Origin of the sequence: Micromonospora sp. NPDC000668, from assembly GCF_042897975.1 — a bacterium.
Classification (GTDB): domain Bacteria; phylum Actinomycetota; class Actinomycetes; order Mycobacteriales; family Micromonosporaceae; genus Micromonospora.
In genome coordinates, this window is sequence record NZ_JBIAYP010000005.1 from 315,562 (window position 1) to 328,676 (window position 13,115).

Below are 13,115 nucleotides of genomic sequence, written 5' to 3' on the forward strand. Positions count from 1 at the left end.
GTCAGGGCCTCGCGCAGGTGGAGCAGCGAGACGCCGTTACCTGCCTGCTCAGGCACCCCTGATCACGATGAAAATGGCTCAGGGTGTTCGCCGTCGAGGGGTCCCTCGAGTTCCGCGACCACGCCGGGGGGCTGTTGCGTTGCCTGCGGACAGGGGGCGAGGCAGGCTTGACCGGTGAAGCTATCGCGTCGTCGTTCCTGGTCGCCGCCGAAGTCAGCGTTCGCTGGGTTCCGGTTCCCGCCGGAGGTGATCGTCGTCGCGATCCGCTGGTACCTGCGTTACAACCTCTCCTACCGGGACGTAGAGGAGCTTCTCGTTGAGCGCGGTGTTGAGGTCGACCACGTCACCGTGTTCCGGTGGGTGCAGCGGTTCACGCCGCTGCTCGCCGGTGCCGCCCGATTCTGCCGCCACTCGCCGGGTGACCGGTGGTTCGTGGACCAGACTTACGTGAAGGTCAACGGTGTGTGGCGGTACGTGTACCGAGCGGTCGACCAGTACGGGCAGGTCATCGACGTGCTCGTCTCCGCCCGCAGGGACGCCAAGGCGGCCAGGCGGTTCATCCGCCGGGCGCTGTCAATGCTGAAGGTGACACCGAGCGAAGTCGTCACCGACGCCGCGCCGGTCTACCCCAGAGTCCTCGACGAGCTAGTCCCGCAGGCATGACACCACGTCGAGCAGTACGCCAACAACCCGATCGAGGCTGATCACAGCCAGCTCAAACAGCGGTTGAGACCGATGCGCGGCCTACGAACCGACAAGACAGCACAGGTGATCATCGCCGGCCACGCGTTCATGCAGAACCTCCGACGCGGACACTACGAACTCGCCGTCGACACCCCACCGGCAATGCGGGTGTCGACGGCGTTCGCTGAGCTCGCCCAGGCGATCTGAACCTCGGCCCCATCCGGGTACAACGCGTTCATCGATCCGGCAACGCAACAGCACCCGCCGCCGCCCGACGCAGGATCTCATTCTCCTGCTCCAACAACTTGTTTCCGCTTCCGCAGCTCCCGCAGCTCGACGGACTCACTACTGGTCGTGCCCGGGCGGATCCCGTCGTCGACGTCGGCGATCTTCAACCAGCGGTGCAGACACGACTCGGAGATCCCGAAGCCCTTCGCGATCTGCGACAGCGGCGCCCCACCCTTACGGGCGACCGCGACCACGTCACGGCGGAACTCCGGCGGGAACGCTTTCGGCATGGCAGACATCCTCCCAGCGAGGAACGCATCCTCACAGGTCAGGAGTCAACCGAACCGGGGGCAGTCCCCAGGGGCGTCCGCCCGCGGCAGGAAGTGAGCGATCTGCGGCATGAGACCGGTGCCGGGACCAGAACCAGCCGCCTCGTGGTCATCAATGGACATGACACTGCGTAGCGCAGCGCCGCTCTTCGGCATGGTGGCGAATCCCCCTACTTCCGCTTGCCGCCAGGGACGCCCGAGGCCTTCTTCTTGTTCCATTGCTCCACGCAGGGCGGTGGTTTGAAGGGCCAGTTCCGCACCTGAAGATGGTGCTGGTCCTTAGACTCCCCGAACTCGCCGCCGTAGCGCATGCCGTTCTTGACCAGCGCGACGACCAAGACCAGGTTCAGATCGTAGACGCCCTGGGCGGCAAGCCTCTCGAGCTTCTGCTGGCCACCGAACGTCTTCAAGCAACGGTCGAAGAGCTTCTGCATGTCGGGATCGAGCGGTTGCTTGTTCTTCTTCTTGTCGAAGCACTCCTTGAGGAACCCTTGGAACGCGCCGGATATAGACACGAGCTTCAGCCACATCTCGATCGCGCGCTCGACCGCCTGGTCGGGGTTTCGGTCGATCAGTGTGAAGTCGATGAACGGTTTCGACAGCCGGTGGTCTCCGGAAAACTTTCCCTTGCTGGCGAGGTGGTCGACGACAGCATCGATCGTCTTGGCGGCGTCACCTTTCAGGTGCGGGTTCGTCGAAGCATTGATATCCACGGCAAGACCGACGTGGTGCGGGCCCATGGAGGTGGGACGGCCGGCGCTGCCGATGATCGACCTAGGATCCCAGCCACCGATGGCACGGCGTTTGCCTCTGCCCCGCTCCGGGATCGATTCGACGGCCAAACGCTTCAGCCACTGCCCTCCGGGCTGGCCCTCCAGCCACTTCCTGGCTCCGTCCAAGGCATCGATAAGTTCTTTCTTGGCGCCGCCATGCACTTGCACGCCGTCCAGGAAGGTGACATTCGGCTTGATTTGCTTCCGCAGAAATTCCGGTACGTCCGACACGCCGCCCGCGAACAACAAGGGTCGCTGGGACCGGTAATACGTCAAGCCGCCCTTCTCGTCCCATGCCGGCCTGAAAACATCAGGGATTCGATTGAACTCCTCTGCGCAGAGCGTCTCGTAGAACTCGTAAACTGCACGCACATCGTCCGCTTTGTCCTCAAGCGAGGCCGGGATATATGTCCTATCTGGCGTTCGCCGGCTACCGGCTCCCGGCTTCGTCACGTCGCCACGCTTGACGTGGTCCTCGGGAAACACGTATTCCACGACCTTGAGCTCGCCGAGAATGTGCTCCATCGGGGTGCCGATCTGCACCCGACACGTGAGCTCGGTGAGCTCCGCGTCGCCGTACTGCTTCGGGACGAATCGCTTCGCGAGGTACTCCTTGAGGTCGGTCATCAGTTGCCGGGTTTCTTGATCTCGACCTTCGACGGCGTCTCGGCCAGCGACAGGTCGAGCTTGACAGAGGTGGTTTCCGCATCGGTCTGCACGAGGACCTGCGGCTTGCCAGCCTGCAGCGCCCCGTTTTCCAGGTGAAGCTTCTCAACCTCGAGCTGCAGGCGCTGGATCTCAAGGCGCTTCAGTTCCAGGTCGAATTGGCGGTTGATCTCGATGTAGTCCTCGGCGCCGGAGCAGAGGCCCAGCGCGAGGTCCGCGTACACGCCCTGTGTGGGCAAAACACTCTTCCACTGCTTGGTCGGCGCCCCCAGGTTCGCACGCAGCCTGATGAGCTCGCCCACGACGTGCTCCTGGATCCAGGCCTCCGCCTGCTGCCGCCAGCGCTCGGCATCGGTGATGTCGGCGCCGTGGAACGGGCCCCGAACCAGGACGGTCCGGGTGTCCGCGAGCTCGAGTTCGGGCGTCTCCAGCGAGACGTGTGCTATCCGCGGCGCCGCCAGCTGCTCGAAGTTCGGGACCACCGCCCGGGCGAAGCGCCCAGTCATCGCCCGGACCGCGGCGACCGTGCTCATGTTGGATCTGGCACGTGCCAGGAGTTGCTGGGGACTGTACGGCAGGAACTCGTAGAGGAAGGCGAGCAGATCATGCTCCTTGCCTTCTACCACCTCGTACCCCCAGCGGAGCGCCCCCTTCTCGTCCGGTTCCACCCAGCCCGGCGTCGGCCGAACGTAACGGAGCACGGTCCGCTGGAAGTCCTCGCGATCCTGCGGTTGAATCTCGATGCCGTCGTCGCCCCACCATTCCAGCTGTACCAGGGCGGCGTCGTACAGCGGTGCGCTCCAGCGCTGTCGCAGCACCTTGATCGGGCTCACGCCGTAAACGTCGATGAACTGCGCCACCCACGCGGCGGACTGGCTGGCGCGGATCAGCTGGCCGAGCGAGATGGGCTGAGGCTGGTTGTACCAGGTGTGGTAACCCGTCCACTCGCTCAGGTTCGGCTCGGCACCGAGCACGGTGAGGGTGGCTTCGTACGGCGTGATCTCCACATCGAACTCGCGCAGCACCTCGTAGTAGTTGACGTTCAGGGTGTGCGCCTGATTGATGTTCTTGATCCTGCGCGTCGTCTTCGACTCCGATCCGGAGTCGCGGGAGGTGGCGATGCGGACCTTGTGACTCGAGCGGTACTCGTTCGTGGTCTGCTGCGCCCGTTCCTGCGCGCGTTTCTCGATGTTCTTCTGAAGTTCCGTGACATCCTCCGACCAAGAGACCTCGGCGGAGGCACTGAACCCGAAACCGCTGTAACTCGCCTTGGCGTCGACAGATTCGTGCGTCTTGGTCTGGTCCTCGGTCGCCGCTTCCGACGCGCTCGACGCGGTGCTCTTGATGTCGCTGACGTTGCGTTGATCTGTGGCGTCCTCCGAGTCTTGCTGAACGCGCGAGGTCTCCCAGGTCTTGACCTCGAGCACGAGCTCTTCGTCGGGCATCAGCGACGTGGTGTACAGCAACTCGCCGATGCCGTACCCACAGGGCGTCCAGTCTTGGCGGTACCTCAGCATCACGTACAGCTCGTACGGCACGAGCACCGGCTGCGGTTCCGGCTCCTCAGGCGTGGGGTTCGGATTGGGCGGAGGCAGCGGGTCCACTATCGGACCCGCCGGGATATCCGGGATTGTCATGGGGTCCAACGGCCTGTTGAGAAACATAACGCCGGCGGTGGGCTGCCAGCGCGGGGCAGCGTCGCTCGGGCTGCGCCGAGGTTCACTCAGAATCCCGGACGGCAGGGAGGCGTTCTGCAGATGGATCAGCGCGCGTGTATAGACGCTCTCGGTGATGTTCACCGTCTTGAACGTGAGTTGTGCGACATCCAGCGAGGGCTCGCACAGCCGCTCGGCCTTGTAGGGCTTGATGACCACGTCCTCTGCCACCGCACGCGCTCCTTCGTCAGCAGGCGCTCCTCGGGCCACCGCTCAGGCCGCTAGGCTGAGACGCCATGGCAGGGGTATCGAATCCACCCCCCGGCAAGGCATTCAGTCCCAACATGCCCCACCCGAGGCTGCTACATGATGGTCTCGATCACCTCGTGATAATCCCACGCAGCGCGATCTGAGTCGCGATTGTTGACCGTGATCCGACAACCGATCCTGTTCCGCTGTCAGCCATTCCGACATCCGGCGCGGGGATCGTCCGGAGCATTCACCGGGCGGTCTGATCGGGTAGGTGCCGGGTCCGGAAGCCGGCCACCAGTTGGTATCCGCCGTCCGGGCCGTCCTCGGCGTAGAGCGGCACGCCGGCCGCACTGAGCGCGCTCATGTCCCCGTACACGGTGCGGACCGAGACGTCCAGTTCCTCCGCTAGCGCCCGCGCGCTCATTCGGCCCCGGGTCTGCAACAGCAGCAGGGCGGACAGTAGGCGGCTCGCACGCACTCCTCGATTGTCACCCGATACCCCTGACAGGAGATGTCAGGGGTAGCCCCGCATTCTTACTCGTGACACACGACGACCCGGGAGGAACCCATGTCCGACGACGACGGCAGGCACGATTTCGACTTCGTGCCCGGCGTGTGGCAGATGCGCAACCGCAAGCTGGTCAACGCGCTCGACCCGGAGTGCGACGAGTGGGTCGAGTTCGACTCGGTGTCCACCGGCGACATACGACTATACGGGCTGGGCAACACCGACCGGATGTTGGTCGAGTCGATGCCGCCCGACGGTCAGCCCTACGAGGGGATGACCCTGCGCCTGTTCGACCCGCAGGAAAAGGTCTGGCGGATCTGGTGGACATCCAGCCGCTACCCGGGCACGCTCGAACCACCGGTCGTCGGCCGATTCGAGGAGGACGGCGTGGGCCGGTTCTACTGCGACGACGTCGTCAACGGTACCCCGGTCAAGGTGCGGTTCGAGTGGTCGGACACGACGACCGAGACTCCGAAGTGGAATCAAGCGTTCTCGTTCGACGACGGGCAGACCTGGAAACCAAACTGGTACAACCGGTTCGTCCGACTGTCCCACTAGGAACGCCCGGCAGGTCAGGCCGGAAACACCTTTAGATCCACAGGCCCCGGCGCCCTCCCAACGGTGATCAAGTTTCCGATGCCGGCGGTGGAACAGGCAGAACTGGGCCACCGCCGACGTCGCTATCTACTTATGATCTTGGGGCTAGGGTTGGTGGCTGCTGAGTATGCGTACGGTGGTGCTCAACCGGATCGGCGCATCGTCGGGGCCCCTGAGGAAGGGGTGGATGTAGACAGGGCGGCGCAGCAACCGGCCGGGGCCGTGGGCTTGGTTGCGCCAGTGGCCGGAGACCCAGAACCGACTGGTCTGGGAGCGCCCTTGGCTGTCTGGCGTTGGTTCCCCGTCCGGCGCTGGGATGGCGCGGCGGCCGCGGATGCGCACGATGCGCAGCTCGGGTACGGGCCGGTTGGTGCGGGCGTAGGTCTTGGCGACGGTTTTGTCGACTCCTGTCGTGGTGACTTCTGCGGTTTGCTGTGCGATCAGCAGCCACGTCGCGACCAGCGCTGCCGCCGGATGGTCACCGGGTATCAGGTGCTGTTCGGGGAGGTGGGCTGCGCTCATCGGTGCGAGCCAGCCGACCTGTTCGCGTAGCCGTTGCAGCGGTTTGCCGTGCAGTCCGGCGCCGATGGTGCGGTAGAGGACTATTTGCCGGCCGTGGATGGTGTCGGTCCAGGATGCGGCGGTGAGCTGCCGGTGTGTCACGGGCCGGGGCCAGATGAGCATGCCGTCGGCCGAGGGGATGAGGTCGCGGCTGATGCGTACGTCGGGCAGCTGCGCTGCGGCGTGTTCGGCCAGGTCGGTGAAGTCGTTGTCGATCCAGTACAGGTGTGATCGGTCCAGGCCGGACGCGATCTGGTCCCGTGGGTTGGTGATTCCGAGCGTGGCGGGCAGGTTGTCGGTGCTTCGGTAGAAGCGGGTGAGCCGGTCACGGACCTTGGGCAGCTCTCCGGCGGTGATGGTGGTTGCCGGCCAGGCGGTCGTCGTGATGAGTGTTCGGCCGGGGAGTCGGGCGTTGAGGAACGCTAGGTGCAGTTCCTCGATTCGTTGTCGTGCCTGTGGATGGTTGGCGAGGCCGAGTGCCCGTACCGCGCGGTCGATGACCTTGTCGTTGCGACCCTCGTCGATGTGGACCTGGCAGGCCGCGCATGCCGCCCAGGAGTGGCCGAAGTCTTGGACCAGCCCTGCGGTAGGGCCGATGGTAATGGCGGTCACCTCGCCGCCGTGCAGGGCCCAGATCGGGTGCGGGTCGCCGCAGAAGTCGCAGCTTCGACGCACGGTGTCAAGCTGGCTGACCGGGACGGGCGCTGGTTTGTGTCCGTCGGTGGCGAGGTGGGTCGGGTGTATGTAGGTGGGTGGCACACCGAGGGTGTTCAGCGGGGAGAGGCAGGTCTGGCAGGCCATCTCTTCGTGTGGGGCGGTCATGCCGTGGCCCCGTCGGACGGTTGGCGGCGGTCGCGCAGGCGAGGTCCGCGACGGTGCTGTGCCGGCGGCATGGTCATGCCCGGCTGGTAGATGGCGTGGCGGTTCCGGCCCTGTCGCTTGGCGTGGTACATGGCGATGTCGGCGCGGTGCAGGGCCACCTCAGTGAAGGGGGCGCTGGTGCCGACGAGCGCCAGGCCCACGCTGGCGGTGATGGTGACCGTCGCGGGGCTGCCCTCTGCGGGAAGCGCGATGGGCTGGGAGATGATCGTGGCGACGGTGTCGGCGATGCGGTCCAGGTCGTCGGTGCCGGCCGGCAATAGCGCGGCGTATTCGTCGCCGGCGAGCCGCGCCGCGGCGCCTCCGTGAACAGCGGCGATGTCGGTGATCCGGTCGCCGACTTCGATGAGGAGGTCGTCTCCCCGGCCGTGGCCATGGGTGTCGTTGACGCGTTTGAAGTCGTCAAGGTCGATCAGGGCGACGATCATGGGTCGTGCGGGAGCGGTTTTGGCGAGGGTCGCGTGCGCGGCCTGCAGGCCGGCGCGGTTGAGCATGCCGGTGAGCGGGTCGTGGAGCGTCGACGAGGTGGCGTCGGCGAGTTGGGTGCGGAGGCCGTGGATCGTCAGCCAGGCGGTGAGCCTGCCCAGGGCGAACGCCACCACCGCGGTGGCGATCATGATCAGTGATAGGGACACTGGGTTCTCCTTCAGTGGAGAACCCGGGACGCGATCGTTTCCAGGCGGGCGCGTCCCGGGTCCGGATACGACGACGGCCCGCCTTTGGCGGGCCGGGCTACGGGTTCGTGCCGCTCGGGCTCACGGCATCGGTGATGACGACGACCCCCCGAGGAGGCGTCATCGGGGCGATTCAGTCAGCAGCGCTCGTAGCGGCGTGCCGGCGAGTTGGTTGCCGCCGTTGGCGCGCGATGCGACGTCCGCCGACCGGGAGTTGGTGTCAGCGGCGCACCGGGTGCGCGGCCTGATCGGCGCGAAGTCTGGCGGGTAGGTCGGCTGGTATCTCGGCGTAGGGTGCGACGGCCAAAAGCACCTCGGCCGGGTCGAGAATCGTCTCGATCCGGCCGAGGTGGATGGTGTCGGGTTCGTGGTGGGGTTCGGTGACCGGGTCCCAGGTGAAGTCGACGACGGTGGCGAAGTACGTGCGGTGGGGATTCCAGCCGACCTGGATGGTGTACCGCTCGGACCCGGGTTTGGGTGTGAGGGTGTACAGGCTCATGTGTTCCTTTCCTGGGGTTGCTGCCCCTGCCCGGCACGTCAGGCGCCCGAGGCAGGTCGTGCAGCAGCGGCCGCTGGCCTGGATGGTTTTGCCGGGCGGGACGTTGCGTCGTCGTGGCTCACTCCCCCACCCGTGGCCCACGCTGTAAGTCGCCGGCGGGGTCTGGTCCGCCCACTGCCGGGAGGGAGCACGGCGTGCTGATGCGCCCCTGGTAGGAGGGCGAGTGGGGGTGTCGGCGGCAGGTGCGCCGATGCTCATGCCGGCAGGTGGCGGGCGCGTTCCTCTGCCACTTCGATGATCTTGTCGCGTCGCGCGGCGGGCAGGTCGACGAGCAGGTCGACGTAGTGCTGTTCCTGCGCGGTGAGCGGCTCGGCGAACGCCGCCTTGTAGGACAGCCGCGCAGCCTCGTGTACGGCCTCGATCGGCCCACTGTGGTCGTAGGCGGAGGTGACCTGGCGAAGCTGTGCGGCTGCCGTGAGCGGGTCTCGGGACAGGGTGGTGTCGTAGAGGCGGAAGTTCACCGGAAGGTCGGCGGCGGTGATCGCGGTGATCAGGCACAGGTTGGCCTGGACGTCGTAGGCGAATGCCTCGGTGCGGGTGGGTGTTTCCCTACGGGCGCGCAGGGCGGCGCGTTCGGAGTGCCAGCGCAGTCGGGCTTCTTCGGCGGTGCGGGCGAGAGACAGCAGGATGCTTCGAATGGGATCCACCGTGGTTACTCCTGTTGTGAGGGGGTGTTCGGGTTCCGGGTCGACGGGCTGTGGTGGGCGCCGGTGATCGCCTGCTCGACGACGGAGGGCGGCAGACCGGCGTGCAGGGCCTGCACGAGCAGGCCGGCGAGCTGGTAGTCGGGGTCGACCTGCAGGGCACGCTCGGCGGCCATGACGGCCAGGACGCCGTCACCGCAGCGCCACGCGGTGAGCGCGAGCACGGTCGCTGGCGCCGGCACGAGCGGCTCGTCGGCGCGGCGCGTGACCTCGGCCCAGAAGGTGACGTGCTGTTCGTGCGGTTGACTGTCAACGGCGAGGTCCCGCACCGGCCTGTGCGTCAGCGGCACGGTCAGCCAGGCCACCTCGTCGTCCCGTCGGTCATCGCTGCACCGCCCGACTGCCGGCAGTAGCCGAGGGCGTGCCCGCGACCAACCCGGCGCGCGAAGCCAGCCGATCCGTGGCCACGTCGTGGGCTGGGCGCGCTGCGGCGTGTCTGCCGACGGCCGCGGAGGTGCTGGGGCGGATGCTGAGTGGGGTGGCGTAGTGAAGGTCGGCTTGAGGCTCACCGTCTCTCAAGCGCCAGGTGGGACGAAGCATGTTGTCCTCCACAGGACAGCAAGAAGGCGGCCACCGGTTGGTGGCCGCCTGAAGGGATGGGGGTGCCGCGCCCCGGTCGCGTGGGCGAGGGGCGTGGGCTCTGTGCGTGCCAGATCCGAGGCTGGCGGCGGCGGCCGACCGTGACTGGTGGGCGCGATGCCGTCGCGGGAGGCGTCGGATCAGAGGCATTTGGAAAGTAGGAGAACCCTCAAGTTAGCCGTGCGGGGAGCACCGTTGGCCGGGCTGTCAGGTTCGGCCTCCTGGCAGAACCTGACACCCCGCGATTCCCTGGCCGCTACCATCCCGTTCGCCCTCGACTTCCGAACGGGATGCAGATCCGCGCGGATCCGGCCCGGCAGGGCAGAAATTCCGACGGCCAACGGCACGGTGGGTGGACAGCACCATCACGTCTGGAATTGCTCCCCGGCCACGCCTCTGCTGGCAGGCGGAAGGCGCGGCGCGGCGGTGACGATCGCTTGTTCAGGAGCTCCAAGTGTTGAGCATGCCCTGCAGGCGGTCTTCTCGGACGACTGCAGGGGCAGGCCCCAGCTGTATTTCACGGCGGTCCACATCATTCTGGTGCATCGGTAGGACGACAGCGGCGCTGCCATGTCGACCGATCCTGGTCGCCCCTAACCTGATTCACGTTGTCGGTCACCGCGATCAGCTGCGGAGGGTGCGGTCGTGGGCGAAGCTCAGCCGGCGGCTGGTGGTCCACGGCACCGCCTGCGCCTGTCGGTTTTGTCCGCCCCGCCGACACCCGGCCCATAGCCTGGCCTCATGACCGAATCGGACGAGCAGTCGCAGAGCGTCCGCACGGTGATCGTGGCCGGTTCCGTCAACGTCGCTGTCGCCGCAGCCAAGGTGGTTGCGGGTCTACTCTCGGGCTCGGCGGCCATGCTGTCGGAAGCCGCGCATTCGTTCGCCGACACCACGACCGAGGTGCTGCTGTTCGTGGCGCTGCGTCGTGGCCGCCGCCGGGCCGACCCCGGGCGTCCCTTCGGCTACGGTCGGGAGAGCTACATCTGGGCCCTCCTCGCCGCGGTCTTCACCTTCGTGAGCGGCGCCGGCTTCTCCATCACCCACGGCGTGCACGTCATCGCATCGGCCAAGGAGACCGGAGATTACCTCGTCTCGTACGCGGTGCTGGTCGTCTCCTTCGTCCTGGAGTCGGTGTCCCTGATGCGGACGGTGCGGCAGGTACGGCGCCGGGCCAAACGCTGGGGCATCAGCCCGGCCAGGGTCCTGCGGCGCACGCCCAACACCGCCATCAAGGCGATATTCCTGGAGGACAGCGCCGCCCTGATCGGCCTCGGGATAGCGGGTGCAGGCCTGGGGCTCGCCGAGCTCACCGGTGACCCGGTTTGGGACGGCATCGCATCGGTCGCCATCGGTGTACTGCTCCTCGTGGTGGCCACCATCCTGGCCCGCAACAACCTCGCCCTGCTCGTCGGCCGGTCAGCAAGGGAGCCAGTTCAAGACGAAATTCGCCAGGAATTGGCCGCCCTGCCAAACGTGCAAGGCATCGTGGAGCTGCTGACCCTGCAACTCGGTCCCGACGACATTCTCGTTGTCGCGAAGATCGACTTTTCCGACCAAGTCAGGGCCGCCGACATCGAGGACGTGGCCGACGAGGCCAGACGACGGCTCACCGCCCGTAACCCGGCGATCCGGTTCGTCTTCCTCAACCCGACGGGCACCGGCTCCTAACCCGCGCGCAGTTGATGACGGCTGGGCAGTCGGCGTTCTGCGCGCTGCAGCTGGCGACCGGTGGAGCGGGACCGGCCGGATGGCCCGCCCGCCATTTGGGCCATCGTCCGCGATGGACCAGGCATAAGGCGGGAGACGGTGGCTTGAGCCCCGGCCCTTGCCCTCCTTTGACCGGGCCACCATGGACCACGACCGCACGGTTGGTCACGTTTCCCGGCGTCCGCCTTGCCAAGTTCAGAACTGATGAACTCGGCAAGGCTCTCAACGGCGGCGAAGGACCAGCACGTCCTCGTGCGCCACCAGGTGCACGGGGATGCCGTCGTCGCGGCTGCGGCGGACGGCCATCATCCCGAACATGCTGGCCCGGTGCACGACCTGCCCGTCGCGGACGGCGGCGAGCATCGCCACCGTCCGCTCCACCGGGGTCAGCCCGGCTGACTGCGCGACGGCGAGCAGCTGGCCAGGCAGGTCGATCAGGTCATCGCGTTGGCGGCGTACCGGTCGGGAGGTGATCACCACGGTTCCGCCGGGACGCAGCAGTTGGTAGCTGGCGGACAGGATGGAGGCGAACCCGTCGAGCAGGCGGGACCACCCCGTATAGGCGAGGTTGCCTCGTTCCCGGTCGGCATACAGGTGGTCCCGCTTGCGTACCCCGGTCCTCGTCGTCTGCACGAGGCCGTGCGTCCCGCGCCCGTACGGCGGTGACGTGAGCACGAGGCTCACCTGGCCAACCGCCGACGCGGGCACCAGGTCGAGCAAGCCGGTGGCGTCCCCGGTGAGCACCGTCGCCGCGCCGGGGGCGCCCTGCGACGTGGCGAGGGTGAGGTTGGCCTCGGCGAGGGCGGTGTAGCGGGGCTCGATGTCGACACCGATGCCCTGCCGGCCGAGGTGCATGGCTTCCACCAACGTGGTGCCGCACCCGCACATCGGGTCGAACACCACATCGCCCGGCGCCGTGTACGCGCTGATCGCGTGCGCGGCCAGGTGCGGCAACATCTTGGCCGGATGACTGGAGGTCTCCCGGACGTAGCGGCCTCGCCGCTGGTCACGGGCGGGTATCTGGCACGTCAGCCACACCGAGGTGATCGGCAGGCTCTCAGCCATTGGCGCTTCCGCTCTTTATCGCGCTGCGGGTCAGGATCAGCACGTCGGTGTGGATCGCCAGCTGCGCCTGCTGGCCACGCCGCGGCGGCCGGTCGGCCGCCACGATGTGCTGCAGGTACGCCAGCCCGGCCCGCTTGGCGGCGATGACGACGTCGACCGGCAGGGCGACGTCGCCGTGCGCCAGCAACACCGCCACGCAGCCGCCCGGCGCGAGGTGGGCGCGGCAGCGGAGGAAGAAGTCGACCGGTGAGGCGTCGTCTACCGGCCAGCCGGTGACGATCAGCGTCGCCGACTCGCGGCCCCAGCCGACCGGGCGCGCCGTCTGCAGGTGACTGCGGCGGTGTGCCGCGATGACTGCGCGGGCCAGCTGTGGTCCTTCGGCCAGGTCGATGATGAGGTCGGACGGGTGGGTGAGGTTGTGGACCAGCCGCACGCCCATCGCGTTGGACATGGTCTCCCCCTCGTGCGGGGCGGGGACCGGCCAGACGGTGATCGGCACGGGCGGGTCGCCGGGCACCACGTCCCCCACGGGGACCGGCGCGCGGTGATGGTTTCTGTCGGTCATGGGCACGGTGGCCCCCGGACCGGCGGGCGTACTGACGATTCCCAGTACGCCGCTGACAGGCCGATCGAACCCGCCCCTGACCTGACAGCACCGGTCATCCGGGCCGGTCTGACAGCCACGTCAGCGG

12 protein-coding genes and 2 pseudogenes are annotated in these 13,115 nt (G+C 67.2%); 3 read left to right on the plus strand and 11 right to left on the minus strand.

What is annotated here, in order from left to right; genetic code table 11:
* Nucleotides 1-174: 174 nt before the first annotated feature.
* Nucleotides 175-891: pseudogene (locus ACFY29_RS26075) on the plus strand (IS6 family transposase).
* 61 nt (nt 892-952) lie between these two features.
* Here ACFY29_RS26075 and ACFY29_RS26080 read toward each other — a convergent pair.
* The 4 genes and pseudogenes from ACFY29_RS26080 to ACFY29_RS26095 all read right to left on the minus strand — a co-directional run.
* Nucleotides 953-1,202: pseudogene (locus ACFY29_RS26080) on the minus strand (transposase); the annotation flags it as partial.
* Between the two features lie 209 nt (nt 1,203-1,411).
* Complete coding sequence (locus ACFY29_RS26085; protein ID WP_386990362.1) at nt 1,412-2,641, minus strand: hypothetical protein; 1,230 nt, start codon at nt 2,639-2,641, stop codon at nt 1,412-1,414.
* Entirely contained in the window at nt 2,641-4,566 is a 1,926-nt protein-coding gene (locus tag ACFY29_RS26090) for a hypothetical protein (RefSeq protein WP_386990363.1), read from the minus strand. The genes ACFY29_RS26085 and ACFY29_RS26090 overlap by 1 nt, the downstream gene beginning before the upstream one ends.
* Before the next feature lie 268 nt (nt 4,567-4,834).
* Entirely contained in the window at nt 4,835-5,065 is a 231-nt protein-coding gene (locus ACFY29_RS26095) for a helix-turn-helix transcriptional regulator (protein WP_386990365.1), read from the minus strand.
* 90 nt (nt 5,066-5,155) lie between these two features.
* Here ACFY29_RS26095 and ACFY29_RS26100 point away from each other — a divergent pair, with 90 nt between their 5' ends.
* Nucleotides 5,156-5,653: a hypothetical protein gene (locus ACFY29_RS26100; protein ID WP_355174471.1), complete on the plus strand. Its 498-nt coding sequence runs from the start codon at nt 5,156-5,158 to the stop codon at nt 5,651-5,653.
* A gap of 144 nt (nt 5,654-5,797) precedes the next feature.
* Here ACFY29_RS26100 and ACFY29_RS26105 read toward each other — a convergent pair whose 3' ends face one another.
* The 5 genes from ACFY29_RS26105 to ACFY29_RS26125 form a co-directional block, all read right to left on the minus strand.
* Nucleotides 5,798-7,075 carry a hypothetical protein gene (locus ACFY29_RS26105; RefSeq protein ID WP_386990367.1) on the minus strand — a complete coding sequence of 426 codons (1,278 nt, stop codon included), beginning with the start codon at nt 7,073-7,075 and terminating at the stop codon, nt 5,798-5,800.
* Complete coding sequence (locus ACFY29_RS26110) at nt 7,072-7,731, minus strand: GGDEF domain-containing protein (RefSeq protein WP_386990369.1); 660 nt, start codon at nt 7,729-7,731, stop codon at nt 7,072-7,074. Before ACFY29_RS26110 ends, ACFY29_RS26105 begins: the two co-directional genes overlap by 4 nt.
* Nucleotides 7,732-8,026: 295 nt before the next feature.
* Complete coding sequence (locus ACFY29_RS26115) at nt 8,027-8,305, minus strand: hypothetical protein (protein WP_386990371.1); 279 nt, start codon at nt 8,303-8,305, stop codon at nt 8,027-8,029.
* 254 nt (nt 8,306-8,559) lie between these two features.
* Entirely contained in the window at nt 8,560-9,012 is a 453-nt protein-coding gene (locus ACFY29_RS26120; protein ID WP_386990372.1) for a hypothetical protein, read from the minus strand.
* 5 nt (nt 9,013-9,017) lie between these two features.
* Nucleotides 9,018-9,578: a DUF4192 domain-containing protein gene (locus ACFY29_RS26125; protein ID WP_386990374.1), complete on the minus strand. Its 561-nt coding sequence runs from the start codon at nt 9,576-9,578 to the stop codon at nt 9,018-9,020.
* An 811-nt stretch (nt 9,579-10,389) separates the two neighbouring features.
* Between ACFY29_RS26125 and ACFY29_RS26130 the strand changes: the two genes are divergently transcribed.
* Nucleotides 10,390-11,319, plus strand: coding sequence for a cation diffusion facilitator family transporter (locus tag ACFY29_RS26130; RefSeq protein ID WP_386990376.1), 930 nt, complete (start codon nt 10,390-10,392; stop codon nt 11,317-11,319).
* Nucleotides 11,320-11,580: 261 nt separating this feature from the next.
* Here ACFY29_RS26130 and ACFY29_RS26135 read toward each other — a convergent pair whose 3' ends face one another.
* Both ACFY29_RS26135 and ACFY29_RS26140 read right to left on the minus strand, forming a co-directional pair.
* Entirely contained in the window at nt 11,581-12,423 is an 843-nt protein-coding gene (locus ACFY29_RS26135) for a TRM11 family SAM-dependent methyltransferase (protein ID WP_386990377.1), read from the minus strand.
* Nucleotides 12,416-12,988, minus strand: coding sequence for a hypothetical protein (locus ACFY29_RS26140; protein ID WP_386990379.1), 573 nt, complete (start codon nt 12,986-12,988; stop codon nt 12,416-12,418). The genes ACFY29_RS26135 and ACFY29_RS26140 overlap by 8 nt, the downstream gene beginning before the upstream one ends.
* Nucleotides 12,989-13,115 lie beyond the last annotated feature (127 nt).